This window comes from Polaribacter sp. Hel1_33_78 (assembly GCF_900106075.1).
In the GTDB taxonomy this organism is placed as follows: domain Bacteria; phylum Bacteroidota; class Bacteroidia; order Flavobacteriales; family Flavobacteriaceae; genus Polaribacter.
In genome coordinates this window covers 2,108,500-2,132,700 of sequence record NZ_LT629794.1, presented here as the reverse complement: position 1 = coordinate 2,132,700, position 24,201 = coordinate 2,108,500, and the positions used below count along the sequence as shown (strand labels likewise).

Annotated in this window: 14 protein-coding genes; 12 read left to right on the top strand and 2 right to left on the bottom strand. The window is 31.8% G+C overall.

Annotated elements, in window-relative coordinates:
- Positions 1–6 precede the first annotated feature (6 nt).
- The 3 genes from ppk2 (at position 7) to BLT88_RS09150 (ending at position 6,213) form a co-directional block, all read left to right on the top strand.
- Complete coding sequence (ppk2, locus tag BLT88_RS09160; RefSeq protein ID WP_036786820.1) at positions 7–792, top strand: polyphosphate kinase 2; 786 nt, start codon at positions 7–9, stop codon at positions 790–792.
- Positions 793–865: 73 nt separating this feature from the next.
- Entirely contained in the window at positions 866–5,257 is a 4,392-nt protein-coding gene (locus tag BLT88_RS09155; RefSeq protein ID WP_172824294.1) for a gliding motility-associated C-terminal domain-containing protein, read from the top strand.
- Positions 5,254–6,213 (top strand): type IX secretion system membrane protein PorP/SprF, encoded by a 960-nt coding sequence (locus tag BLT88_RS09150; RefSeq protein ID WP_231959967.1) that lies wholly within the window; start codon positions 5,254–5,256, stop codon positions 6,211–6,213. The genes BLT88_RS09155 and BLT88_RS09150 overlap by 4 nt, the downstream gene beginning before the upstream one ends.
- A gap of 141 nt (positions 6,214–6,354) precedes the next feature.
- Here BLT88_RS09150 and BLT88_RS09145 read toward each other — a convergent pair whose 3' ends face one another.
- Positions 6,355–6,987 carry a hypothetical protein gene (locus BLT88_RS09145; protein WP_091954320.1) on the bottom strand — a complete coding sequence of 211 codons (633 nt, stop codon included), beginning with the start codon at positions 6,985–6,987 and terminating at the stop codon, positions 6,355–6,357.
- A gap of 64 nt (positions 6,988–7,051) precedes the next feature.
- On the opposite strand from BLT88_RS09145, the gene BLT88_RS09140 reads away from it, so the two are divergent.
- Together BLT88_RS09140 and BLT88_RS09135 are read left to right on the top strand one after the other, a co-directional pair.
- Complete coding sequence (locus BLT88_RS09140) at positions 7,052–7,597, top strand: Smr/MutS family protein (protein WP_091954319.1); 546 nt, start codon at positions 7,052–7,054, stop codon at positions 7,595–7,597.
- A 15-nt stretch (positions 7,598–7,612) separates the two neighbouring features.
- Entirely contained in the window at positions 7,613–8,752 is a 1,140-nt protein-coding gene (locus tag BLT88_RS09135) for a cysteine desulfurase family protein (protein ID WP_091954317.1), read from the top strand.
- 103 nt (positions 8,753–8,855) lie between these two features.
- Here BLT88_RS09135 and BLT88_RS09130 read toward each other — a convergent pair whose 3' ends face one another.
- Positions 8,856–9,026 carry a hypothetical protein gene (locus BLT88_RS09130; RefSeq protein WP_231959965.1) on the bottom strand — a complete coding sequence of 57 codons (171 nt, stop codon included), beginning with the start codon at positions 9,024–9,026 and terminating at the stop codon, positions 8,856–8,858.
- A 205-nt stretch (positions 9,027–9,231) separates the two neighbouring features.
- Between BLT88_RS09130 and BLT88_RS09125 the strand changes: the two genes are divergently transcribed.
- The 7 genes from BLT88_RS09125 (at position 9,232) to BLT88_RS09095 (ending at position 24,054) form a co-directional block, all read left to right on the top strand.
- A complete protein-coding gene (locus tag BLT88_RS09125) occupies positions 9,232–12,027 on the top strand; it encodes a LuxR C-terminal-related transcriptional regulator (RefSeq protein WP_091954316.1) in 2,796 nt (931 codons plus the stop codon).
- A 212-nt stretch (positions 12,028–12,239) separates the two neighbouring features.
- Positions 12,240–15,263: a TonB-dependent receptor gene (locus BLT88_RS09120; protein WP_091954314.1), complete on the top strand. Its 3,024-nt coding sequence runs from the start codon at positions 12,240–12,242 to the stop codon at positions 15,261–15,263.
- Positions 15,264–15,269: 6 nt separating this feature from the next.
- Positions 15,270–16,826: a RagB/SusD family nutrient uptake outer membrane protein gene (locus tag BLT88_RS09115; protein WP_091954312.1), complete on the top strand. Its 1,557-nt coding sequence runs from the start codon at positions 15,270–15,272 to the stop codon at positions 16,824–16,826.
- Between the two features lie 33 nt (positions 16,827–16,859).
- Positions 16,860–18,227 carry a hypothetical protein gene (locus tag BLT88_RS09110; protein ID WP_052107558.1) on the top strand — a complete coding sequence of 456 codons (1,368 nt, stop codon included), beginning with the start codon at positions 16,860–16,862 and terminating at the stop codon, positions 18,225–18,227.
- Positions 18,228–18,618: 391 nt separating this feature from the next.
- The gene (locus BLT88_RS09105) at positions 18,619–21,765 is read left to right on the top strand and encodes a glycosidase (RefSeq protein WP_172824292.1); all 3,147 of its coding nucleotides are present in this window, start codon (positions 18,619–18,621) and stop codon (positions 21,763–21,765) included.
- A 7-nt stretch (positions 21,766–21,772) separates the two neighbouring features.
- Positions 21,773–23,194, top strand: coding sequence for a hypothetical protein (locus BLT88_RS09100; protein ID WP_091954307.1), 1,422 nt, complete (start codon positions 21,773–21,775; stop codon positions 23,192–23,194).
- 23 nt (positions 23,195–23,217) lie between these two features.
- A complete protein-coding gene (locus BLT88_RS09095; protein WP_197675642.1) occupies positions 23,218–24,054 on the top strand; it encodes a family 16 glycosylhydrolase in 837 nt (278 codons plus the stop codon).
- The last annotated feature ends 147 nt before the right edge of the window (positions 24,055–24,201 follow it).

Genomic DNA, 24,201 nt, shown 5'->3' with positions numbered 1-24,201 from the left:
GTTTTTATGAATAAAGAATTATCAGAATCAGAAGTAAGGAGTTTAAATTCTAAAAAAGGACTAATTGCTTTGTTGTCTAAAGAACCTTTAAACATAGAAAGAGCTCTTAGGTATATTGACTATCAGAAAAAACTCGAGAAATTGCAAACCGAATTAATTAGAATGCAAACTTGGGCAATTAATAATGATGAACGTATAATTGTTGTTTTTCAAGGCAGGGATGCAGCAGGAAAAGGTGGCGCCATAAGAAGGGTTACAGAACGCATTAATCCTAGGCATATGCGTATTGTTGCATTACCAAAACCATCTAAAGACGAGCAATCTCAATGGTATTTTCAACGCTATGTTGAGCAATTTCCAAAAGCAGGAGAAATGGTGTTTTTTGATAGAAGTTGGTATAATAGAGCAGTTGTAGAGCCTGTTAACGGGTTTTGTACACCAAAAGAATATGAAATTTTCATGAATCAGGTAAATGATTTTGAAAGAATGATTTTAGAATCTGGAATTCATTTGGTTAAAATTTACATGTCTATTTCTAAAAAAGAACAAGCAAAACGTTTTGCAGATATAAAAAGTGATCCTCTAAAACAATGGAAAATGACCAAGTTAGATGAGAAAGCGCAAGCTTTATGGGATCAATACACAGATTATAAAAAAGCAATGTTTGAAAAAACTCATACTAAAATTTCTCCTTGGAAAATTATACGTGCAAACAGAAAAACGGAAGCACGGGTGAATGTAATAAATCACATTTTAAAAAGTATTCCTTATGATAAGAATTTAGAAATTTAAGTATACCCAATCTCCCCCATTTATGAAACTATTTTTTTTGAGAATTACATATTTTTCGTCTTTGATAAAAAATATGCCTTTAAGCTTCTTATTTTTATTATTTGCCACAAATCTTATTGTTGGGCAGGTGCCACCAATTGCAAATGATGACATAGCTTCAACAATACAAAACACTCCTTTAAATTCTTCGGCTCCTGGGCTCTTAGAAAATGATACTCACGGAGCTGGAGATGTAATTATAATTACAGAATTTTTAATAAATGGAACAACTTATGTTGCCGGACAAACTGCTAATTTTGCTGAAGGAGATATTACAATTTTTGAAGATGGTAGCTATACTTTTACCCCCGCTGGAAATTATATTGGGGAAGTTTCTATAATTAACTATACAATAACAGATGGATCTTTGATAAGTTCTGCAAATTTAATAATTTCTATTTTATCAATTCCGGTGCCTCCAAATGCAAATGATTTTTATGATACTGTAGATGTAAATACTACATTAAATATCTCATCACCAGGGGTATTTGTAAATGATACGGATGAAAATGGAGACGAACTATTTGTTACAGAATTTGTAATAAATGGGGTAACTTATGCACCTGGTCAAACTGCTGTTTTATCTGAAGGGAGTATAACAATTGCCTCAGACGGTAGTTATATATTTATTCCAACTCCAAATTATATAGGTACTGTTCCTAATATTTTATATACTATAACGGACGGTGTTTTTACAAGTTCTGCGTGGTTATTTTTAACCGTTGAGCCTACAGAAGATTTATTAGAAATTATCAGTTTTAGCAGTTGTAATCAGGGTTATACTGCAAATGGTGAGTACAAAGTCAGATATTCAGCTGTTTTTCGTAATAGAAGCAAAGCGAAAGATTTTCATGACCCAAGTTTCATACGTAATATAGATATAAGGAATAATTTACAGACAACTTTTGGAAATGATTGTGTAACTCTTGTAGATGGAATTAATGTTTATAATGGTCCTGATAGAATAGATTTTAATACTGAAATCAGTTATCCAGTAGAATTTGATGGAGATGCAATAAATCCTAATTTTGCTACTGTAACATCAACCTCAGTTTTTAATGATAGTGCAATAAATAATTTAATATTATATCCAAGGCAAGACTTTACTGTAATTTTCTGTGTTACGGTAGACCCATTTTGTAATGGCAGACCTAATCCAACGCCATCAGGTTCTGGCATTGATTTTAACAACATAATAAATGTTACCTCAAATAAAGGAAATGCATCAAAAGAACTCTTACTTACAGATTTTCATACAACAGAAGCAGTTGTAACGGCAGGTTTATATGTGCCAGAATTTAATGATTCATTAGATCCTCCAGGAGTAATAAATCCAGATGGAACTTTTGATTATACAAATACTGTAATCATTACAAATGAAGGCACTGCTACTGCTAATAATGTTAATTTTAATATGGGTTTAGGTAATTTTATAGACCAAGGAGTTGTCTTTGATCAATTAAATATTGTAAAGGTTTCAGGCCCTGATGTAGCTATTAATCAAGCTTATAATGGAAATACAGAAACTAGTTTACTTTCTCCAAACAATTCACTTCAATCAGGTGAAAAACTAGTTTTAGAAATATTTTACTTAACACAACCCATTAGATCAAGCCTGTCTAGTGTTTTCAATCAGAATCCCTTTTCTCAAACGCAAGGAGTTCTTGATGGATTTGATGAATCTTTAGATGCTATAAAAAGAAGACACTCTTTTGTTACCTGGTCAGATAATTTAGGAGATCATTTAGATAGGTATTATAAAACAACAAATCCAACAAATAGTGTGTCTTCTAGCTTGCAGTGTGTTTGTAGCACAGCGTCTATGTCATTTTTTTACGAATCTTCATCTAATATGAATAAAGTAATCTCTAATGTTAATAAAGTTCCAAATGGTATTTTAGAGCATGAAGAAATTACTTTCCAAATTACGATTGAAAATACAAGTGAATCGGTAGAATTAAAAAATTTACAAATACAGGATAATTTAAATAATATCTGTCCCGGAGAAATTGTTTCTGTAACAACGCCTATTATTCAAAATTCTACAGCAAATACAAACCCTCTATTAAATGCAAATTATGATGGAATTTCAGAAATAAATTTATTTGATGGCTCATCAGGAATTTTAGGAGCTAATGAAACAATTACTGTGCAATTTTCGGTTGTATTTAATGAAACATGTATTCGTAATAATGTTGCTGTTTTTACTTCAAATGATCCTTTTAATGTTTTGCTTTCTTCTTCGTCTTTTGTAGAGGTAAATGCGTTTTCGGATACAGATAATGATGGTATTTTTAATGATAAAGATTTAGATGATGATAACGATACAATTTTAGATGTATTAGAATATAACGGTTTAAATCCCTTAGATGACCATGATGCAGACCTTATACCAAATTATAGAGATTTAAATTTTGGACCAGATGCGAATGGAGATGGCATTGTAGATCTTTTTGATTTTGATAGTGATGGTGTTCCTAATCATTTTGATTTAGATAGTGATAATGATGGAATTCTAGATATTGTTGAAGCAGGAAACGCTGCATTAGATGCCAATAATAACGGAAGAACTAATAATGCTGTTGGGTTAAACGGACTTGATAATACTATAGAAACTAATGATACTAGCAATGCACTTCTTACATATACCGTTCCAAATACAGATTCCAATGGGAATGCAAATTATTTAGATATTGATGCCGATGGAGATGGTATTGTAGATAATATTGAAGGACAATCAACAGATAATTATATTACAATTAGTAATATTTTTTCTGAGGCAGGAATTGATACCGCATATCCTAATGGAATTTCGCCTATTGATTCAGAAAATGATGGTATTTATGACTATATCGACACGAATTCAGATAATGATATTCGAGATGATATCATTGAGGGATGGGATATAGATAGTGATGGTACTGCAGAAATACTTCCGTCAAATATAGACCAAGATAATGATGGACTTGATGATGCTTTTGATACTAATGACAATTTAGTAAATCCCACAAATGGACAGGTTCCAACAAGTTTTCCAAATGCTGATAATATAGATAATCCAGAGAGAGATTGGCGAGAAATAATAGCAATAGAGGTTATTATCACTAATGTCTCTGAAATAGAAGGAAGAGATTTTATATTTGAATTAACTTTCGTTACAAAAAATGATAATTCCATTTTAATTGAAAGTGCTTCTGATATTGATATTAATTTTTCTACATCAAACGGAACAGATGCCACGGATATTTATGATGTAGCCACTTCACCATATGATTATAATAGTATTACAAATACAATTCTCACAATTCCTGCTCTAAACAATACATCAACTTTTACAGTGACTTCTTTGGATGATGCTATTTTTGAATTAGACGAATTTTTTACATTAACGGGCGTTATTATATCAAACAATACTTTAAATACTGAAGTAAAAGGAGTAGGAACTATTTTGGATGATGATTTAGCTCCTGCCATAACTATGAATAACTCTAGAGAGAATGAAGGTGTAGATTTAGTGCATACAATAACGATAGCTCATCCTTGCTCAACACCTATATTAATAGATATAAAAACAGAAGACAATCTTGCGGTAAGTCCAGATGATTATTTAGAAGTTTTAGAAACTTTAACCATAGATGGCACCATAGACCAAAATAATGCAAACATGGAAGTCTCGTTTAACATTGTTACAATAATGGATAATTTAAATGAGTTAGATGAAGAAACTTTAAATGTAACAGGTGCCGTGTCAACAAATAATGTGGGGTTTCAAGATTTAATGAAAACAGGCACAATTATAGATATTGACCCATATCCTTTAGTGCATATAGATGATGTAAAAGCTGAAGAAGGTAATTCTTTAGAGTTTACAATTAGTCTCTTAAATGCAAATTTTGAGCTTATGCAGAATTATTTACCAATAAAATTTAGTTTAGAGACCTTCGGCAATACGGCCATTGCCGACGAAGATTATGAATCGATCATTAATTTTACAAATATTCCTGCCTACACATCTTCTATAAATCAATCTATCCAAACGATAGATGATCGCTTAAATGAAGATACGGAAGCCTTTTTTTTGGAAGTCAATATAACTACTAATAATACTTCAAATACTTTTTCACCAAGAGGAGAAGGATTAATAACAGACAATGATTATCCAAATTTGTTTTCTCCAAATTTTGATGGTAAAAGTGATTTGTTTAAAATATCTGGAATTGAAGATTATCCGAATTTTAAATTGACGATATTTAATCGTTTAGGAAATGAAGTGTTTAATTATAGCAATAATGCGAGAATAAATCCTTTGTGGTGGAATGGTAATCATAAAGGAAAACCCGTTCCTGTTGGGGTTTATTTTTACACTTTAGATTTTAATGATGGGGTTACTAAACCGAGAACAAGTTTTATACAATTAATAAGATGATGATAAACAAACTGATAATCGTCTTTAAGATTAGAAAGAACATGTGGTTTTGGATGTTAATAATGACCACTCTTTTGACTAGTTTAAAAGCGTATTCCCAGCAATTACCAAACTACACCCAATATTTATATAATATGCAGATAATAAATCCCGCATATGTAGGTGTTAAGTCAGATTTAAGCATTTCTTTATTATCTAGACAACAATGGGTAGGTGTAGAGGGAGCGCCGAGTACTAGCACATTTTCTATAAATGGAAGAACAAGCAGGGGGTTAGGCATCGGCACAACAATTGTGCATGATAGAATTGGCTTATCAGAAACGACTAATTTAAATTTAGATGGATCATATACAATTATCACCTCTCGATATAGTAGGCTGTCTTTTGGGCTAAAAGCAGGGGTAACGTTTTTTAACAATAATTTATTCAATGGAATTACCCCCGATAATGATATATATAATTCTATTTCGGGTAGATTTCCAAATGTTGGTTTTGGTACTTTCTTTTACAATAGAAAATTCTTTGTAGGTTTCTCAATACCATATTTATTAGAAACCCCACAATTTTATATTGAAGAAAATTATAGAAAAGGTGCTCTTGCTACAAATCTAAACTATTTTTTCTCTGCTGGGGTTTTATTTAAACTTTCAGATAATTTGATGTTTAAACCATCAACAATGGTCAGATATACGGCTAATCTGCCAATTTCAATAGATATTAATTCAAATTTGTTATATAAAGAATTTATTGAAGCTGGTTTGTCTTATCGTTACCAAAATTCAGTAAGTGCTTTATTTTCAGTAATTCTAAATAAAAAATTTAGAGTGGGATATGCATATGATTATAAAACAATGAATTTGGGTAGTAATTTAAGCTCTCACGAAATAATATTACATTTAAATTTAGATTTTAAAAGAAATACTAGATGGTTGCGCCATAATAAATGTTATTTCTAATTTTTTTAGGGATCAAGTAAAATTCTAAATTGAGTGAAATCCTTTCTTTTATTTACACTCCTATTCAATTACTTAAAATAGAGGTTAATGTAATTTTATGTAAAGGTATTTCTAACAAAAAAAACATTTTTATGAGCAAATTTAAGAAAGAAGTTTTTTTACAGTAGCAAAAATAAAGTAAACTTCTCCGGCAATTTGTTCGCTGGTTTCCAAATATGTTTCTTCTTGTTTTTTAGTTCCATCAGAATGTTTTGGATCTACAAAAGGTAAATGAAACCTGTGACTTGCAGTGGGTATAAATGGACAGTTTTTATCAGCGTTATTGCAGGTTGTAATTGCCATAAAGGGTTCTATATTTATGGGGTTGCTATACAATTTAGAAAAACCTAAAATAGATTTTTTTCTTTTATGAAAAGAAATTTCATAGGTAGGGTTTTGATGAGAGAAGTCTGTTAAATTAAATTCGAAACCAACTTTTTGGAGCGTTTTTACCGTGTTTCTGTAAAATGCAGTTACTTCTGTTCCGCCTGAAAAAGCATTTATGTTGAGGTTAAAATAATTTGCAGCAAAGTAACTCCAAACTTGTCCTAATTGACTTCTTCTAGAATTGTGAGTACAAATAAAATTGAGGTTAACAACTTCATTCACAGAATATTCTTTTGCAATTGCTTCAGCAATTTTTGATAAAAGTATTTGTCTATCTTTGGTCAGTTTAGTTTTTTTGAAAGCATTTTCAAAGAAATTTTCTAAAGAAATGGTTGAAGTTTTAAGCATCTTGTTATTTTTAGCGCAAAGTTAGGTAAATAAAGTATTTTTGTAAATTAAAATAAGGTTAAGAATGGGTTTAGAAATTGGAAATAAAGTGGCCATTTTAGATGATGTTTTAAAAGGAAAAATTATCAATATTATTGGTAATTCAATTTCTGTTGAAACATCTGATGGAATGATTTTTAATTTCTCAGAAGCTGAGTTGGTTAGAATTGATACAGAACAGTATGAATTGTCTAAATTTTCAGATATAAATAATGAACTTTTAAAGGAAAAAATTGATTCAAACATACCTAAAAAAAGTTTGTTTAAAAAAGAAAAAAGTGAAGTTGTTTTTGAGGTTGATTTGCATATTAATCAATTAATAAAGTCGAAAAAAGGTTTGGATAATTATGATATGTTAAACCTACAATTAGAAACTGCTAAAAGAAAAATTGAATTTGCATTAAATAAAAGAATTTCTAAAATTGTATTTATTCATGGAGTAGGAGAAGGGGTTTTAAAATCTGAACTTCAAAGATTACTGAATAAATATCCTGTAAAACATTATGATGCCTCCTTTAAAAAATATGGATTAGGAGCTACTGAAGTATATGTTTTTCAGAACCCTAATTAATTATATTTTTAACTTATGAAAGCTATTTATTTAGACAATGCTGCAACAACAAAAATTGATTCTGATGTTCTAGAATTGATGCATATTTCGATGCAAGAAAATTTCGGAAATCCATCATCTACTCATCAGTTTGGAAGGAAAGCAAAGTCTGCTCTTGAAACTGCTAGAAAAAATATTGCTCAACATTTTAATGTTTCTGCAAGTGAAATTATTTTTACTTCTGGTGGAACAGAAGCAGATAATTTAATCTTGCATAATGCAGTTTTAAATTTAGGCGTTCAGAGAATCATTACATCAAGAATAGAACATCATGCTGTTCTGCATACGTGTGAGTTTCTTGAAAGGATTCATAATATAAAATTAGATTTTGTTAATGTTGATAAATTTGGAAATATAGATTTATGCCATTTGAAAGATTTATTGTCAAATTCAAATGACAAAACCTTGGTTAGTTTAATGTACATCAATAACGAAATAGGTAATATACTGCCTGCTGATGAGGTTTCGGTTTTGTGCAAAAACTATAATGCTCTTTTTCATTCTGACACTGTCCAAGCAATTGGCCATTATAATTTAGATTTACAGAATACACCTATTGACTTTATTGCTGCAAGTGCCCATAAATTTCATGGACCAAAAGGAGTGGGCTTTGCTTATTTTAAAAAAGGTTTTGGAGTGCTACCAATGTTTTATGGAGGAGATCAAGAAAAAGGCGCAAGGTCTAGTACAGAAAATGTTCATGCTATTTTAGGAATGGAAAAGGCTTTAGAGATTGCAGTTGCAAATTTAGATAGTGATAAAGAGCATATAGAAAAAATTAAGCAATACTTTATTTCTGAGTTTCAAACCCTGTCAAAGCACATAAGTTTTAATGGCCTTTCCTCCAATTTAAATACTAGTAGCTATACTATTTTAAGTGTATGTTTCCCTTTGAGTAATGATATGTTTTTATTTAGCTTAGATATGGCAGGTATTGCAGTTTCTGGCGGTTCTGCTTGCCAAAGTGGGAGTCTTAAAGGTTCTCATGTGTTATCAGAAATATTAAAAGCCGATGAATTGAGCAAAACTTCTGTTCGTTTTTCTTTTTCTAAGTTTACAACTAAAGAAGAGATAGATATAACGCTTGCGCAAATTAAAGAGCTGCTTTCAAAGTAGTTTAATTATTTAATTTTTACTTACTTTATTAAATTCATTAATCATAATGAAGGCCCAAATAACTACACATACTGAAACAAAAATTGAAAAGTAGAAAATAATGTTATCTGTGCTCATTGCTTATTAGTTTTAAGTAAATCATCACTCCTAATAACGTAGGAGCCCAAAGGCCAATAAAAATTCCATGTAACTTATCGCCAGATAAAAAAAGATATTCTGCCACAAGGATAATAAGAACACACAAGGCTAGCATTAAAAAGTTAGCAATTCCCATTTTTTTTAAAAAATTCATAAATCAATTTAAATTTCAATAAAGTTACTAAATTTAAGAGTTTTAAAACTATATTTTTTTAAATTATTAATGTTGTGATGTTTTGTTCTTTATTTTTTGCCTATACAAAAGTGCTTTAATTAGTCTTCTTTAATTCTGTTTTATTATATTTAGCGTAAATTAGTAACCAAACATTACTTTCTTAAAGATGCATAAATTTATTTTCACCTTACTCTTTCTTTTAATTTCTATTACAATTACAGCACAAGAGTTACCACCAATTAGCACCTATACGGCTAAAGATTATAAAGCCGAAAATCAAAATTGGGCAATTTCTCAATCTGAGAATAAATTTATTTATGTAGCGAATAATAAAGGTTTATTGGAGTTTAATGGAGCAATTTGGCGATTATTTCCTACACCTAACGAAACCATCATGCGGTCAGTTAAATGCTTTGAAGATAGAGTTTATACGGGCTTTTACATGGATTTTGGTTATTGGGAAAAAAATGAATTTGGTTCTTTAAAATACACTTCTATAGTAAGCGAGGGAAATGTTCAAATGATAGAAGATGAACAAATTTGGGAAATCTTTGAGCTTGATGGCTGGATGATTTTTAAGTCCTTAGAGAGAATTTATTTATACAATGTAGAGACAAAAAAAATAAAAATTATAAATTCAGACTTTCGGATTCATAAATTATCGAAAGTAGATAATGTTATCTATTTTCAAGAAAATAATAAGGGTATTTATAGGATAGAAAATGGTGTTCCGAAGTTAATTTCAAATCACAAAATTTTAAAAGAGAATATTGTCGTAGAATTTTTTAAAAAAAACGGCAAATTATTGATTTTAACTCAGAAGCTAGGATTTTTCTTTTTAGAAGGAGATTCACTTGTAAGTTGGAAAGCTCCTACAGATAATGTTCTTAAAAATGTAACTGTTTATAATGCTAAGCTGTTAAAAAATAATGATTTCGCTTTAGGTACAATTTCAGATGGTTATATCTATTTGTATAGTAATGGTGAAGTTAATTATCAAATAACTCAAAGTCTGGGATTAAGCAATAATACAATACTTTCGGTTTTTGAAGATGTTGAAAATAACATCTGGTTAGGGCTTGATAATGGAATTAACTGCATAAATAATGATTCACCTTTTAAATTTTATACTAATAAGAATGATTTTATTGGCTCTGTTTATGCATCTATCGTTCACAAGGATTATTTATATTTAGGAACGAATCAAGGATTGTTTTACCGAAAGATTAATTCAGATGAAGGTTTTAAGTTGGTAGATAACACGCAAGGACAGACCTGGAGTTTAACAATTATTGATGATACATTATTTTGTGGTCATACTTCTGGTACTTTTTTAGTAAATAAAAATAAGTCTAAGTTAATTTTTAATAAGCAAGGTACTTGGATTATCAAAAAAGTAAAGGATAATATCTTAATACAAGGCTGCTATGATGGATTATATGTTTTAGAAAAGAAGAATGATATTTGGGTAGAAAGAAATAAAATTGAAGGCTTTAGTAATTCTAGTAAATATTTTGCGAGATATGATACGTACAAACTTTTAGTGAATCATGAATATAAAGGCGTTTTTAAGTTAACATTGGATAAAGAATTTACTAAGGTAATTAATGTTAAAAAAGACAACTCCGTTTCAAAAGGATTACATTCATCCTTAATTGAATATCAGGATGAAATATTGTATTCAAGCAAAACAGGGGTTTATTTATATGATAAAAAATTAGAGCTTTTTAAAAGAGATAGTATTTATAGTCAGTTAATTTCGGAAGATAATTTTGTTTCTGGAGAATTGGCATATGATAAATCAAGTAATAAACTATGGTCTTTTTCTGAAGAAAATATTAGTTATTTAGCACCTGGAAAACTAAGTGATAAGCCAATAATTAAGAGCATACCAATTTCTGCATCAATGCCAAAAGCAACGTATGGTTATGAGAACATTATTCATTTAAAAAACGAAAAACATTTAGTAGGTACTTATAGTGGGTATGTTGCAGTAAATTTAGATAAATTAAAAACACCCAAAGACTTTAATATATTCCTTAATAAAGTTAATAATTTTATTTTAGATCAGCCTAAAGTCAGTAAAAAATTAGCTGTAAGTAAAACCTTTTCACAGGAAGAAAATAATTTTGAATTTTTTTACAGTGTACCTGATTATAATAAAATTACAAGTACAAAATATCAATATCAATTACTAGGGCAAAGTGCGCATTGGAGTGTTCCTTCTAGTTCTAAATCAGTTTTGTATGAGAATATACCTTATGGTAGTTATACCTTTAAAGTAAGAGCTATTGTAGGAGATAAATTAAGCAGTAATGTAGCAGTTTATCAATTTAAAATAAACAGACCTTGGTATATATCAAACACATTAATAGCATTTTACATATTGTTGTTTTTACTAGTATTCTATTTGTTGCACATAGCTTCTAAGAGATATTATAGAAAACAAAGAGAAGATTTATTAGAAAAAGCGAGAAGGGATTCTGAATTAAAAGAATTAGAAAGCTCTCAAGAAATTATTAAGTTGAATAATGAAAAGTTAAGAAGTGATATAGCTAGTAAAAATAGAGAGTTGGCAACATCTACAATGAGTATTATTAAGAAGAATGAGTTCTTGAGTTCGATAAAAACTGAATTAATTGACGGAGGAGTCAAAAGTTTAACAAAGGTGGTCAAGATTATTGATAAAAACTTAAATAATACAGATGATTGGAAAATGTTTCAAGAAGCTTTTAATAATGCAGACGAAAAATTCTTAAAGAAAATAAAAACGAAACATCCTGAGTTAACTCCAAATGATTTAAGATTGTGCGCTTACCTAAGATTAAATTTAACTTCAAAAGAAATAGCACCATTGTTAAATATCTCTCCGAGGAGTGTAGAAGTAAAACGTTACAGGCTTCGTAAAAAAATGAGTTTACCGCATGATGCAAATTTAACGAATTATATTTTAGAAGTTTAAAAAGACACAACAAAGATTAAAGTCACCTATACAATAACACAACATTTACTTGTTTTTTTTAATTTGACTGTAATTTAACGTTTCTATAACATTAGTGCTGTAAAGGTATTCAGTGTGGATTAGGCCCTGTATGTTTTTTGTTTAGGTTGTTTTTAGTGATTTAATAAGAAAGGATGTATAAATTTACGGCATTATTAATTAAAACATAGTTTATGAGAAAAATGATTACATTACTACTTTTTATGTTTTGCAGTTTTGGTCTTTCGGCCCAAACATTAAACGTAAAAGGTGTTGTAAAAGACGCAAACTCTGGAGAGACTTTGCCAGGAGTTAGTGTTGTTATTAAAGGTACTTTTGTTGGTGCCGAAACTGATTTTGATGGTGTCTTTAAACTTTCAGATGTAAAGGTAGGATCAATCTTAGTATTTAATTATTTAGGTATGAAACCTAAAGAAGTAGTTGTTAATTCTACTGAAATTAATGTTTTTCTGGAAGAGTCAGCAGAATCTCTTGATGAGATTGTAGTTGTTGGTTATGGAACTCAAAAGAAGAAGGAAGTTACTGGTGCAGTATCTGTATTAGATTCTAAAGCAATTGAGAAGCTTAACCCAACTAGAGTTGAGCAAGCTTTACAAGGTCAAATTGCTGGGGTTAATATTACATCTGCCTCTGGTTCTCCAGGTAGTGGATCTAATATTAGAATTAGAGGGGTTTCAACAAATGGAGATAGTAGTCCACTTATTTTAGTGGATGGTAATGTTATTTCAGATTTGTCAGTTTTAAATCCTAACGATATTAAAAGTATCAATGTTTTAAAAGATGCTACAGCGGGTATTTATGGTGTTCGTGCAGCAAATGGAGTAGTTTTAATTACAACTAAAACTGGTAGAAAAGAATCTGAGTTAAAATTCCAGTTAGATGCATATACAGGTATACAATCTACAAGTAAAAAAATCGATTTATTAAATCCAAAAGATTTTGCACTTTATGTGAATGATGCAGGAGATCAAACAAGGTTTTTTGTATATCCTAATAAAGGTACTGATTGGCAAGATGAAGTTTTTAGTGACGCGATTATTTCAAGTGTTAACTTTAGTGCGAGTGGTGGAACTAAAAAAGCAGCTTATACTTTTGGGGTATCCCACTTGGATCAAGATGGTATCGTTGGTTTAGGGAAGTCTAATTTTACAAGGTCTACCGCAAGAATAGGTTTTAATTATGATATTTTAGATAATTTAAAATTATCCACAACTGGATTATTTACAAATTCAGAAAAAAATAATTTACCAGAAGGAGGTATTGGTTCGGTTTTATATAGTGCAGTAAACGTGAATCCAGATTTAGCGATCAGAGATGAGAATGGTGATTTTACAACTGTTGATGATATTTCACAAATTGAAATTATAAATCCATTGGCTCAAATTGCAAATAATAGTAATACCACTAGAATTGATAAATATAGTGCAACTATAGGATTAGATTATTCGTTCTGGAAAAATTTTACGGCAAGCTCTAAGTTTCAAATAAACCATGCAACTGTGCTTTATGATTCATTTAGTCCTATTGCTGATTATGGTCCAGGGAAATCTGCAAATAGAACTCAAGAATTTACTACAGATTTTTCTGATATTTATGATGATTATACTTGGGACAACTATATTAACTACACAAATACATTTAACGAAGTTCATGATTTAACCGTTTTATTAGGTACTTCTATATTTAAAACTACGGGAGAACAATTTTATGGGTTTAGTTTAGATGGTACTTTGTTAGCACCTAGAGTTATTCAAGGTGAAATTGACAAGGGTGCAGGCTTTTTCGATAGTCGTTTATCTTCAATTTTTACGAGATTACAATATAGCTATAAAGGTAAATACTTACTATCCGCAGTATTGCGTAGAGATGGCTCAACTAGTTTTGGTCCAAATAATAAATTTGGTTATTTCCCATCAGCCTCTGTTGGTTGGAATGTTTCGGATGAACCATTTTTACAAGATAGTAAAATTATTAATACATTAAAGCTTAGAGCAAGTTATGGTGTTATTGGTAATGATAAGATTCCAGGTGGAGCATTTGTTTCATTACTAAATGGAGAAGGAGTTTATTCATCAAATAATGAAGTAACTCAAGATGATTTACTTTACGGAGTAGCAATCGGTAAAATTGGAAATCCAGATATTAGATGGGAAAAACAAAAATCTGCTAATATTGGTTTCGATGCTAGTTTTTTAGATAGAAAAATCAAACTTTCTGTAGATGCTTTTTCGAAAAGAACTGAAGATTTATTGCTTGCTCCGCAGGTTTCAGGTTTAATTGGTCCTTATGCACCCGGTGCTTCTACTCCTGTTAAAAATGCAGGAACAGTAGAGAATAAAGGAATAGAATTTAAAATTGACTATAATGACAGTTTTTCTGAAGATTTTAAATTTAATATGAGTTTCAATTTTACCACTATAGATAACGAAGTACTTTTTGTTTCAAGTGATAATGGTTTTGAAGTTGGTGGAGATTTTGGAGTTGGTTTAGGTATTAATACATCTAGAATGGAAGCAGGTTTCCCGATGGGTTATTTTCATGGTTTTCAAACAGACGGTTTGTATCAAACACAAGCAGAAATTGATGCTTTAGATGCAAATGCATCGGAAGGTACATATCATTTAGGAGCAGGTCCTGGAGATTTAAAATTCGTAGACACGAATGGAGATGGGATGATAAGCGATGATGACAAAACGTATATAGGAGATCCAATTGCGGATATAACAATGGGTTTCAATGTAGGCTTTTCATACAAAAACTTAGACTTTAGTGCAAATGCATTTGCCTCTATAGGGAATGATATGGTTAGGGACTATGAGCGTAAAGATTTATTTGCAAATAGAGGTGATTATATGTTAGATAGATGGCAAGGTACTGGTACTAGTAATACCGTTCCAAGAGCGCTTTCTGGAGCATCTATAAATACAGATAATTTTTCTGACTTCTTTGTAGAAGACGCTTCTTTCGTTCGTTTACAAAATATACAAGTAGGGTATACGATTCAAGAAGACAGTTTAAAAGGTTCAGGAATCAACAAAATAAGAGTATATCTTACAGGAAATAATTTATTTACAATTACAGATTATAAAGGATATGATCCTTCAGCAAGTTCTGGCTCTCCTATTGGAGCAGGTGTAGATAAAGGATTTTATCCAGTTGCTAGTTCTTATTTGTTAGGTGTTAACTTAAATTTTTAATAAAAGATGAAGAATATAAAAATAATACAGTATTTTTTAGTAATACTAATAACTTTTTCAGCATGTGATGATTTTGTGGATGTAGATCCTATAGGGGTTGAAGCAGAAGATTACTTTAATTCTGAGGAAGAATACGAAAGTGCTCTTTTAGGAGCTTATGATTTATTGCAGGCTACATTTCAGAATGTTTTAATAAGTGTAGTTGCTTCGGATGATATTATTGCTGGTGGAGATGCATTTAATTATGATCAACCAACACTGCAGAATATCAATTCAATGATTCATACTCCTGCCGATAATAATCAGTTAAGAGAAGTATGGCAGTTAATGTATGCTGGAATTAATAGAGCTAATTATGTTTTAGAGTTTAAAGAAAAAACAGAATTTGCAGGTAGAGATGCAATTATAGCACAAGCATATTTTTTAAGAGCTTATTTTACATTTGAATTGACAAAGTTTTTTGGGGATGTTCCATTGAGTTTTGAAGAAAGAAATGGTGTAAATAGAATGGTCGACAAAAGAATTTTATTTGGACAAGAGTTTGACGTTAATAGAGTTGGTAGTATCGCAGATGTCTATAGTTTAATAGAAGAGGATTTAAAGGAAGCCATTACGAAATTACCTGCTTCATCTCAAACGGAGGCATATAAAATCACAAAAGGTGCTGCTCAAGCATTATTGGGTAAAGTATATTTATATCATGGTACATTTGATAACTCCAAATTTGCAGAAGCTGCTAATCAACTTGGATTAGTAGCGAACAACGCAAATTATAGTTTAGTTCAAGGAGATAATTATTTAAACTTATTCGAAAGTACGGGAGAGAATGGCTCTGAAGCTGTTTTTGAAATCCAATATACAGGAGTTGAAGCTGCTGGATGGGGGTGTATTATTTGTTCTGAAGGTTCGTACTTCGTTCAATACAATGGACCAAGATCACCATATGATGGCACAGAATATAGATCAGGTTGGGGATTTAATTTACCAACACAACAGTTGTACGATTTGTTTGACGCGAACGATTTAAGAAGAGATGTTACCTTTCTTGATTTAAGAGATCAACAGGATATCTATTCTCAAGGTAGAGATGATACTGGGTTTTTTAATAAAAAATATTTACCGCGCAAAGCTGATGATAGAGTGGGGTCAGATCCATTAAATCATCCTAATAATTATAGAGCTATTCGTTTAGCAGATGTATTATTAATGGCTGCAGAGGCAGAAGTTCAGAGTGGTGGTTCAAACGGGGAATCTTATTTAAACCAAGTTAGAGAAAGAGCATATGGTAATAATAGTCAAGATTATACTGCTGCTGAAGGTTCTTTGCTAGAAGCAATTTATACAGAAAGACGTAAAGAGTTAGCCGGTGAAGGTCATCGTTTTTTCGATTTGGTTAGAACAGGTAAAGCTAAAAGTGCATTTGATGCATTTAATGCAAGCAAACCAGCAGAATTTAATACGGTAAATTACATAGAAAATAAACACGGAATTTTTCCGATACCTTTAGTGGAATTACAATTAGCAAATGCGGTAGAAAAATGGGGTCAGAACCCAAATTATTAAAAAATATAAAAGTTGAATAAAAAACAAAACAAAATGAATTTATTAAAAAGAGGATCTTATTTAGTACTACTATTATTATTAGGTGTCACCGTATCTTGTGAAAATAATGATGATGACATAGCTGAAATCACTGGTTTAGATTTCGTAGTAGCAACATTAAATGCAGAAGGAACAAAAGCAGGAGTTGTGCCAACTACCGCTTTTGGAAACGGAAACATTTTATATACTGTTGACTTTGGCGCTACAGCTGATTCAGATACAGATGTATTTCAAACAAGTGCCCCAATGGTTACTTATGATTATCCAGAAGAAACAGTAACATATACAATTACAGTAACAGCTTCTTTAGAAGGAGCACAGGATGTTTCAATTACTAAAGAACATACAGTTACTTTCGTAGTAGCTCCTCCTTCAGGCGGAGGCGGTGGAGGTGATACCAGTGCTGTAGCCGGTACTTGGAGATTAGCGCCGGAGTCTGGAGCTTTCGGAGTTGGTCCAGCATTGAATGATGTATCTTGGTTTTCTAGTTCTGCGGATGATGTAACAACAAGAGCATGTTTGTTTGATGATGAATATGTATTTAATGCGGATGGAACTTTTCAGAATGTTTTAGGAGCTGACACTTGGTTAGAAGCTTGGCAAGGTGCTGATCCTGATGATTGTGGTGCACCAGTATTTCCGCATGACGGAAGCGGAGCAGCAACATACACGTATGATGCTACTTCAGGTTCGATAACACTAGATGGTAGAGGAGCTTATTTAGGTTTAGCAAAAGTTATTAATTTGGCTGAGTTGGAGTCTCCAGCTGGTGCTCCAGATTCAATAACGTATATCGCTGCTTTAGATGGTGATACTTTAGAAATAGATATTGAAGTTGCAGGCGGTGGTTACTGGTCTTATAAATTAGTTAGAGATGCAGCACCTTCTTTAGAAGGTACATGGAAATTAGCGCCAGAATCTGGAGCATTCGGAGTTGGACCGGCATTAGATGATGTATCTTGGTTTTCTAGTTCTTCGGATGATGTAACAACAAGAGCATGTTTATTTGACGATGAATATGTGTTCAATGCAGACGGAACTTTTAATAATGTTTTAGGAGCAGACACTTGGTTAGAAGCTTGGCAAGGTGCGGACCCTGATGATTGTGGTGTTCCAGTATTTCCTCATGACGGCAGCGGAGCAGCAACATACACGTATGATGCAACTGCTGGTTCAATAACACTAGATGGTAGAGGAGCTTATTTAGGTTTGGCAAAAGTTATTAATTTGGCTGAGTTGGCATCTCCAGCAGAAGCGCCAGATTCAATAACATATATGGCTGATTTGGATGGTGATACTTTAGAAATAGATATTGAAGTTGCAGGCGGTGGTTATTGGAAATACAAATTAGTAAGACAATAATAATTAGTATAGAATTTTGAATTAATTGAATTAAAAGCCGGTATTAAGTTTATTTAATACCGGCTTTTTATTTTTATTCAAATAAGTAATCAACGAAACGATTTTCTTTTAATTGATGTAGTAATGATTTTAAAAGAATCAATACAATACCACAACATTAATAAAGATTTCAAATTTTATGAATTCTTAAGGATGAAGTATATTAAAGGTATTGCTGATTGTTTTGTAATTTATTTGTCATGTATGTTTTTTGTTGCGGTATCTAGACTTGATATAGTACTAAAAGAATATTACATTTATAGAAGTTTAATAAGTTAAATTATTTAATGGATGTTGCTTTTTAAGTAATCAACGATTCTAAAAAGCATTATCTCTAAAAAAAAAAGAAATTATGAAGAACATTTTTTTAAGATTGTTACTTTTCTTTTTCGCAATGAATGTCTTTGCTCAAAAAACAGATAAAGTTTCTGTTGTTAGTAATGAACAAGGAATGAAGTTAGTGGTTAATGGAGAAGATTTTATGATTAATGGTATGAATTGGGATTATGTTCCAATTGGTACAAATTATGCATACAGTTTATGGAAGCAACCTGAGGACGTTATCAAAAGTGCTCTGGATGCGGAAATGGGATTGCTAAAAAATATGGGTGTAAACACGATTCGGGTTTATACTGGTATTCAGCCAAAGTGGATTTCTTATATCCATGAAAATTTTGGCATTTATACAATGTTAAATCACTCTTTTGGGCGCTATGGGTTAACGATTAATGGTGTTTGGACACCTGTCACGGATTACAGGGAGGCAGAAACTAAAAGCCAATTATTATCGGATGCAAAGGAGATGGCCAATACTTACAAAGGAACTCCAGGATTACTTTTATTCTTATTAGGGAATGAAAATAATTATGGTCTTTTTTGGTCTGGGGCAGAAACTGAAGATTTTCCTGAGGGAGAGGAGCAAAAGAAGGCTGTTGGTGAAAAAAGAGGTAGACCAATGTATAAATTGATGAATGAGGCTGCCGTCTTAATGAAAAACTTAGATGGTTCTCATCCGGTTGCTATTTGTAATGGTGATTTTTTGTTTTCAGATATTGTTGCAGAGGAATGTCCAGATGTAGATATTTACGGCACAAATATGTATCGAGGTAAATCTTTTGGAGATGCTTTTGAAAGAGCTAGTAAGGAGTTGAATAAACCGATAATGTTTACAGAATTTGGGGCGGATGCTTTTAATGCTTTAACGAATCAAGAAGACCAAAAAATGCAGGCATTTTTTATGCTAGAAAATTGGAAGGAGATTTATCAAAATGCCGCAGGTTTAGGGAAAGCGAATAATTCTATTGGAGGATTTACATTTCAATTTAGTGATGGCTGGTGGAAATTAGGTCAAACTGAAAATTTGGATGTTCATGATAATGGAGCATCTTGGTCTAATGGAGGTTATTATTTAGATACTAAAAATGGGAGTAATAATATGAATGAAGAATGGTTTGGTATCTGTGCAAAAGGACCAACAAATTCTGCAGGATTATATACATTATACCCAAGGGCAGCATATTATGCCTTAAAACAAGCTCATAGTATAAATCCTTATGGACTTGGAGTCTCTGCTACCTCGGTAACAAATCATTTTAATAATATCCAATTAATGGATGCTGTTTTAAGAGCGAGAGGAGATAAAGCTGCTTTAGGAGGTAATGAAAAAATTAAATTAAGTAATTTAAGGGCAGAATTCACCACTTTTAATACAGGAGGATCGTTACTAACAACTGATGGTTTAGATGGTACATCTGGTGAATATCCAGACAAAACAGGTTTTGATCACATGCAATCTTATTATGTGGGAGTTCAAGGGCAACCTTCTGCAAACATGAGGGCAGAAGTAAACTTTAATATATTAGGAAATATTGCTGGAAATCCAATAGATGATATTTTTTATGAAAATGTAGGAAGAACTGTTTCATTTGCAAGTGTAAATAGTAATGGTGGTTATGAGGCTATGCCTGTTAATGATAATAATAGATTGCGTGTCTATAACGCCTCATTTGAGTGGAATGCTGAAGATTTTGAGATGAGAGGTTTTTATAGGACTGGTCATTATCATTGGGGATATGAAGGCGATTTTTTTGGCTTATACCGGGAATCATATTATGGTCCAAATTTAGACATATATAATGGGGAGATTTTAGGAATTGAAGTTGATGGTAAAGGTGCTTTAGAGGGTTTAAAAGCAGCATTTGGACCGCAGTTATGGTGGGGAGCAAACCCAGCCGTTTTATTAAAATATAGTAAACAATTAGGTCACTATAATTTTACAGGTATCTATCATGAGGATATAGCTAGTAATACTGAAGCTCAAACATCAGGATTTATCCCGTTACCGAAAACAAAGAGAGTCACTTTGGCTATGGAAAGAAAAGGAGCAAATTTTGGAATGCAATTAGGTGCAATCTGGGGAGGACAGCCTTTAAATGGTAGAGAGTATCAAGATATTAGATACCAAAATGGATTTTCAAATGTTGTTGTTGATAAAATTAAGTCTTCAGATAATTGGGGAGGTAAAGCGAAAATAACTTTTCAAAAAGGAACTTTTAATTGGTATGCACAAGGTGCCGTTATGGGCTTAGTTGCTAATGGTGGTTTTGATCAAACACAAACGTTTACAGGATGGAAATTAAAAGATAATGGAAGCGGAAATCAATCTAACTTTTTAACTGGTTTTGCGTATAATTTCGGTAAATTCGAAATAGCACCAAACTTCTTATGGCAAAAACCATTAGTTGCTGCAATGCCAAATGATGTAAATGCTCCGGGAAGATTAAGAAATGTTGTATTGGATCCATTTGCTGTTAGAGGAAATAGAGAAACCACTGCCGGAGAACTTTTGTTAACATTTGATCCAACACCAGGAACTTGGATGTATGAGTTTAATAATGATAGAGCAGAAGATGCAAAATTTGCAATGAACCTTGGTTTTGTATATCGTCATTTACCAACAACGCAAGATGCAGCAATTGGTTTTTTAGCAAATCGTAGTTCATTTGCATTTCCAAATTCAGCACCAGCTGAAGATTTATGGGAAGTGAATTCTAGAATTGTATCTAAAATAAATCCAGAATTTGGTTTTATAGCAAACTTATATTACGGTAACGGACAATCTAATGGTAGTGATGAAAGATTAATTACAAGAGCAGGAGGTGATGTTAGAATGATTTATAATAAATTGAAAGTTATTGCAATGGCTAAATTTAACGATTGGGGGCCTTTTGATTATCACAGAGATTTTAATTTAACATACCCAGCACAATTCATGTTAGATTTATCTACATCTGTAGGGAAACCAAATTGGTTGCTTTTACCGGGCACCAAAGTTGGTTTAAGAGGAACTTGGAGATCATTAGATCAATACTCTCCTAGATACTCACCAAATCAAACATCTTCAGCTTTTGCAACTGCACCAACAATCAGTCCTGTAGGATTTGATAATGGTTCGGAATGGGAGATTAGAACATACATTCATATCAACATTGGAAAATAAATAACTTATGAAAAATATAAAATATAATTATACAAAAACTTTTTTCCTTTTAGGGCTATTATTCGTAACAGTCATAAGTTGTGAAAGAGAACTTTCGGACGATGTAGTTTTAGCTACATTTTCGGATAGTGCAGAAGTTTATATAGACGGCTTTAGTGGTGGATTAGAATATTATCCCTATGCAGATTCTCAGCAAGAAGCTTTTTCTGTGGATACAGAAGTTAAATATTCAGGTTCATCATCTATGAGGTTTGACGTTCCAAATGTTGGAGATCTTCGAGGTGCATATGCTGGTGCAATATTTCGGGATGATAATGGAGGAAGAGATTTATCTGGGTACGATGCTTTAACCTTTTATGCAAAGTCATCAAAATCAGCTGTAATTAATGACATAGGCTTTGGACAAGATTTCTTTGGAAACAAATTTCAGGTTAGTAATCAAGGTCTTCAATTATCAACGAATTGGGTTAAATATATTATTCCAATTCCTGACGCATCAAAATTAACCCAAGAACAAGGAATGTTCTGGTATGCAGAAGGACCAGAAGGACCTGCAGGTAACGAAGTAGGTTATACTTTTTGGGTAGACGAATTAAAGTATGAAAAGTTAGGTACTATTGCACAGGCAAAACCAAAAATGTTTAATGGTGAAGATAAAATTGAAACTTCTTTTATTGGAGGACGTATTCAAATAACAGGTCTTACACAAACATATAATTTAGCAACAGGAGTTAATCAAACGGTTACTGCTGGCGGGCATTATTTTAAGTTCTCTACAACAGATGTTTCTGTTGCCACAGTAACTAGATCAGGTTTAGTGTCTATCGTAGGCGAGGGAACAGCAGAAATTACAGCAACTCTTAATGGAGTTGAAGTTTCAGGTTCTCTATCCATTACCTCTCTAGGTCAATTTGTGGTAGCTGCAACACCAACAGTAAATGCAAGTAATGTAATTTCAATCTTTAGCGATGCTTATACAAATCAACCAGTAGAATATTATAATGGTTATTGGGCACCTTATCAAACAACCTTAGGACAGAATGACATTACAATAAATGGAGATAATATTATAAAATATTCTGAACTGAATTTTGTTGGTATTCAATTTACAAAGCCTACAATAGACGTTTCTCAAATGACTAATTTTCATGTAGACATACAAGTTATAAATGAATTAGATTCTGGGGATTTTGTTACAGTAAAATTACAAGATATTGGACCGGATAATACTTTTGGCACTGGAGACGATTCTGCTGCAGAAATTAAATACTCTTCATCAGATTTAGTAGCAGGAGAATGGGTAGGTATAGATATACCTCTTTCTAGTCTCTCTAGTTTAACAGGTACATCTAATTTAGCACAAGTTGTTTTTGTTTCAGACGCAACTGTAACTGATATGTATGTTGATAATATATATTTTAATAAATAATAAGAAATAAAAAAGATACAAATATGAATTTTATTAATAAAAATAAAATTATGTCATTTGGCAAGTATTTTATAACAGCAATATTATTTGTGGTTTATAGCTGTTCAGATAACGAAACTCAAACTGTAACCACATTGAAGAAATTAGTCTTTGTAGATAACTTTGAAGTAGATGGGGCTCTAGATTCTGCAAAATGGGCTTATGATACTGGTACAGGAGATAATGGCTGGGGTAATAATGAATTACAATATTATTCTGACCGATTAGAAAATGTTGAGGTGAAAGATGGGATGTTACATATTACTGCATTGCAAGAATCTTATATGGGTTCTGGTTATACTTCAGGAAAAGTATTAACAAGAGGTTTATTTGAAACCAAATATGGTCGCTTTGAAGCTAGAATAAAGTTGCCTTGGGGCCAAGGCTTGTGGCCCGCTTTTTGGCTACTTGGCGATGATGCTGAGGGCACTGTTATTTGGCCGAAAATAGGTGAAATTGATATTATGGAGTATGTTGGTCAAGAACCAACAATTGCGCATGGTAGCATTCATGGTCCCGGTTATTCAGCCGGCGAAGCAGTCACAAAAAGTTATACTTTAGAAAACAGCCGATTTGATACAGACTTTCATGTTTTTGGAATTGAATGGGGCCCAAACTACATTAATTATTATATTGATGACGTTTTATATAACCAAATAACACCAAAGGATTTACCAGAAGGAACTAAATGGGTTTTTAATGATAACCAGTTTTATCTTATTCTAAACATGGCTGTCGGGGGATCTTTTGTAGGTTCACCAAATGCTGAAACTGAGTTTCCACAAAAAATGGTAGTAGATTACGTCAAAGTATATCAGTAAAAAATCAATTTAGAATAGAATGATGGTAATTAATTATACCATCATTCTATTTTTTAAAAATATTTTCGCTTTAAATTTTTATTTAAGACTCACTTCAATATATCTAACTGAATTCTTCAATAAAAGATAGTTTAACAGAATTTTATG

Bases quoted from the DNA above. Each gene is read 5' to 3' on its own strand.
- BLT88_RS09135 (WP_091954317.1), top strand. From the start codon at position 7,613: ATGAAAGCTATTTATTTAGACAATGCTGCAACAACAAAAATTGATTCT.
- BLT88_RS09130 (WP_231959965.1), bottom strand. From the start codon at position 9,026: ATGGGAATTGCTAACTTTTTAATGCTAGCCTTGTGTGTTCTTATTATC.
- BLT88_RS09115 (WP_091954312.1), top strand. From the start codon at position 15,270: ATGAAGAATATAAAAATAATACAGTATTTTTTAGTAATACTAATAACT.
- BLT88_RS09100 (WP_091954307.1), top strand. From the start codon at position 21,773: ATGAAAAATATAAAATATAATTATACAAAAACTTTTTTCCTTTTAGGG.
- BLT88_RS09150 (WP_231959967.1), top strand. From the start codon at position 5,254: ATGATGATAAACAAACTGATAATCGTCTTTAAGATTAGAAAGAACATG.
- BLT88_RS09140 (WP_091954319.1), top strand. From the start codon at position 7,052: ATGGGTTTAGAAATTGGAAATAAAGTGGCCATTTTAGATGATGTTTTA.
- BLT88_RS09095 (WP_197675642.1), top strand. From the start codon at position 23,218: ATGAATTTTATTAATAAAAATAAAATTATGTCATTTGGCAAGTATTTT.
- BLT88_RS09120 (WP_091954314.1), top strand. From the start codon at position 12,240: ATGAGAAAAATGATTACATTACTACTTTTTATGTTTTGCAGTTTTGGT.
- ppk2 (WP_036786820.1), top strand. From the start codon at position 7: ATGAATAAAGAATTATCAGAATCAGAAGTAAGGAGTTTAAATTCTAAA.
- BLT88_RS09145 (WP_091954320.1), bottom strand. From the start codon at position 6,987: ATGCTTAAAACTTCAACCATTTCTTTAGAAAATTTCTTTGAAAATGCT.
- BLT88_RS09110 (WP_052107558.1), top strand. From the start codon at position 16,860: ATGAATTTATTAAAAAGAGGATCTTATTTAGTACTACTATTATTATTA.
- BLT88_RS09125 (WP_091954316.1), top strand. From the start codon at position 9,232: ATGCATAAATTTATTTTCACCTTACTCTTTCTTTTAATTTCTATTACA.
- BLT88_RS09155 (WP_172824294.1), top strand. From the start codon at position 866: ATGCCTTTAAGCTTCTTATTTTTATTATTTGCCACAAATCTTATTGTT.
- BLT88_RS09105 (WP_172824292.1), top strand. From the start codon at position 18,619: ATGAAGAACATTTTTTTAAGATTGTTACTTTTCTTTTTCGCAATGAAT.